General features: G+C 42.9%; 4 protein-coding genes. 1 reads left to right on the top strand and 3 read right to left on the bottom strand.

Annotated features, from left to right (window positions below; all coding sequences use genetic code 11):
• Positions 1–429: 429 nt before the first annotated feature.
• Positions 430–1,242, bottom strand: a complete 813-nt coding sequence (gene surE, locus F6K52_RS34580; RefSeq protein ID WP_293089461.1) for a 5'/3'-nucleotidase SurE — start codon at positions 1,240–1,242, stop codon at positions 430–432.
• 171 nt (positions 1,243–1,413) lie between these two features.
• On the opposite strand from surE, the gene pheS reads away from it, so the two are divergent.
• Positions 1,414–2,415, top strand: coding sequence for a phenylalanine--tRNA ligase subunit alpha (gene pheS / locus F6K52_RS34575; RefSeq protein ID WP_364421204.1), 1,002 nt, complete (start codon positions 1,414–1,416; stop codon positions 2,413–2,415).
• Positions 2,416–2,487: 72 nt separating this feature from the next.
• On the opposite strand, the gene F6K52_RS34570 is transcribed toward pheS, so the two are convergent.
• Entirely contained in the window at positions 2,488–2,703 is a 216-nt protein-coding gene (locus F6K52_RS34570) for a hypothetical protein (RefSeq protein ID WP_293089459.1), read from the bottom strand.
• Between the two features lie 97 nt (positions 2,704–2,800).
• Positions 2,801–3,157 (bottom strand): 2-phosphosulfolactate phosphatase (locus F6K52_RS34565; protein ID WP_293089457.1); only part of this gene is annotated, 357 nt, incomplete at its 5' end.

Here is a 3,157-nt window from a genome sequence, read left to right as displayed (position 1 = left end):
CGGCATACGATATCTTGGTATCTGCGTGACGGGTGTTCAGACGTTGTGCTCATCCGATCTTTGTACTGTACTATCCAGGCGGTGGCTGAAGGTATATAGTTAAAGGTATAAAGTTAAAGGTATAAAGTTGAACAAAAAAAATAGTTGACTAGTTGGTTTCACCTTTTTCTTTCTTCAGCTATCGCCAACGGGTCTTACAATTACGAAGTATCTCATCAATGCCTGCTTCAATGGTTAGAGAAATTCGCTGACTAAAGTTGTCGCACCATGGATGCTTTTTACCTTATTTTTGAGGATTAAACGGTCACTTTTATTTTTGTATAAAAGCAGTAAATATCCTCATTTTTAAATATAAATTCAGGTTAATTTTGCAAAACTTTATCCTTCATCTTTTATTTTTAACCCTTGATTATACCCTACAAAGAAAGCCTAGGGCGAACATTCTTCATCTTGACCCAGTTTCAACTGCTGCAAGTGATACACCCTAGCAGTATCAGTGAGGTTATATTGTAAAGGGGTGATGGTAATGTAGTTGTCGCGAATTGCCTGAACATCAGTAGGGATATCTTGAGGTAAGTGAATATGATCGGGTTGTTCAACATCCTCAATAACTTCACCAGCTAACCAGTAATAGATTTTGCCTCGGGGATCAACTCGTTTCTCGAAATTCTCGATATAACGACGAACCCCTTGACGCGTTATGGCAATCCCAGCTATGTCTGAGAGCTTCACAGGTGGCACGTTGACATTGAGTAATGTTGTTTTTGGTAAAGTTTGTTCGGACAGCTGATTTAGGAGAGTTTTCGCAAATGAAGCCGCTACTTGAAACTCCTTTGAGGTGTAGGTGGCTAAACTGAAGGCAATGCTGGGAATCCCTCTGATTAACCCTTCCATAGCGGCTGAGACAGTGCCAGAGTAGAGGACATCAGTACCCAGGTTAGAGCCGTGGTTAATCCCAGAAAGCACTAAATCTGGTGCGCTATCCATTAATGCCCACAAAGCCAGCTTTACACAGTCTGAAGGGGTTCCAGAACAAGACCAAGCAGTAACCTTGGGATGGAAAATGTTATCTATAACTTCAGCACGGATGGGCTCATGAAGGGTCAAACCGTGACCAGTTGCTGAGCGCTCTCGGTCAGGACATACTACGGTAACATTGTGCCCCGCTTCAGCGAGGGTGTTGGCAAGGGTACGTACACCAAGGGCGAAGATACCATCATCGTTGCTGATCAGCAATTTCATAGGATATGAGGCTACAGCTAAAGATAAAAGTCGCTGTTCGATTCTAATCTGAAATTGATATATTCTAAGACCATCTACCCCACTCACCTGACCATTTTTTCAGTAAAATGAAACAGTCCTGCATAAATGACAGGGGTTTCCGGTTCTTCTCTTATTAACCTAAAATTACTGATGACAAGCCTCAACGAGATTGAGACCCAACTAGCTACACTCAAAGAAGAAGCAACCATTGCGATCGCTTCTGCTGATACCTTGGAACAATTGGAACAGTTGCGCATTAATTACCTAGGCAAGAAAGGGCAACTGTCTCAGATATTGCGGGGAATGGGTAAGTTAGCACCAGCAGACCGACCTCAGATTGGTGCGATCGCAAATGTTGTCAAAGAAACCCTCCAGCAGAACCTAGAGCAGAGGCTGCAAGACCTGAAAGCAGCTGAAATTGAGGAAAAATTGCGATCAGAAACCCTGGATGTGACTATGCCAGGGGTATATCGTCCCCAAGGTCGAATTCACCCCCTCAATAGCACCATTGATCGGGCCTTAGATATTTTTGTTGGTTTAGGCTACACCATTGCTACTGGCCCAGAGATGGAGACAGATTACTATAACTTTGAGTCCCTTAATACTCCCCCTGACCATCCAGCTCGGGATATGCAAGATACCTTCTACTTGCCGGATGGTAATTTGCTGCGTACCCATACCTCTTCGGTACAGATTCGGTACATGGAAAACCATGAGCCACCGATTCGGATTGTGGCACCTGGTCGAGTTTATCGACGGGATACGGTAGATGCTACCCACTCGGCAGTGTTCCATCAGATAGAACTGTTGGCAGTGGATGAAGGGATAACCTTTACCGACCTCAAAGGAACCCTTAAGGAATTTTTGGAAGCAATGTTTGGGGAAGAGTTAGAAGTACGTTTCCGTGCCAGTTATTTTCCTTTCACTGAACCTTCAGCAGAGGTGGATGTGCAGTGGAAGGGAAAATGGTTAGAAGTGATGGGTTGCGGTATGGTTGACCCCAATGTACTCAAGGCTGTCGGCTATGATCCTGAAATTTATACAGGTTTCGCTGCTGGTTTTGGAGTAGAACGTTTTGCCATGGTGCTGCACCAGATTGATGATATTCGTCGATTGTATAACAGTGATTTGCGCTTTTTGAAGCAGTTTTAGTATTGAATAGCCTCACTGGTACATTCAACGAAACTACGATTAATCAAAAAAAAATCACAAGGTAAACCACAATCATCCAAAGGATAAGTTAATTATATAGCGTTGCTTATCCTTCTGATATCGCCAGGAAACTGATTCTGGGTCTTTATCCTGACTCCATTGCTTAAAATCAGGTTTTTCTCTTAATTCTTGAAGTGTTGCTGGTGCCACTCCTAATCGTTCAGCTAATTGTTCTTCACTTAGTCCTTCGAAAAGTTGGTTAAGTGAATTAAATTCTGGTGAGTTCATTCCCAAAAATTAGAGGAAAGCTAAAAAAATCAAAAATAATTTCGTACGTAAACTAAAACAGCTAAAAAGCTGTCTTTAGTTACGTGCCTGTTACCTGTTAACTGTTTTTAACCAAAACCCCTGGTTCTTTCTGAATCGGTAAAGCGTCTAATACATCAGTTTGAGCGCAATACTTTAAATCTTCATGACCATTGAGCCGCAGCAGGCGTTTTCCGTGACTAGCGTGATAGAACATCTCTAGTAATTTATCTTGCCACTGGGAGTAAAGTGCGATCGCACCAATTACTTCATCATTACCAGCAATGTCATCCACTGAGTCTCCGGTTTCTTCCATAAGTCTTTGACTAATCGCCCCAGCACAAACCGTGTCTTCTAGGGAGTAGGCTCCTTCCCAACCTGACCCCACTAGCCAAATAGTATCTGGTTTGTGGGTCAGTAAATACTCCACTGCTGA

Source organism: Moorena sp. SIO3H5 (genome assembly GCF_010692395.1).
Lineage (GTDB): Bacteria > Cyanobacteriota > Cyanobacteriia > Cyanobacteriales > Coleofasciculaceae > Moorena.
Note: the sequence above shows the minus strand (reverse complement) of the source record. Positions and strands in the feature narration are given on the sequence as shown.

Excerpts from the sequence above, each read along its gene's own strand:
- surE (WP_293089461.1), bottom strand. The coding sequence starts at position 1,242 with ATGAAATTGCTGATCAGCAACGATGATGGTATCTTCGCCCTTGGTGTA.
- pheS (WP_364421204.1), top strand. The coding sequence starts at position 1,414 with ATGACAAGCCTCAACGAGATTGAGACCCAACTAGCTACACTCAAAGAA.
- F6K52_RS34570 (WP_293089459.1), bottom strand. The coding sequence starts at position 2,703 with ATGAACTCACCAGAATTTAATTCACTTAACCAACTTTTCGAAGGACTA.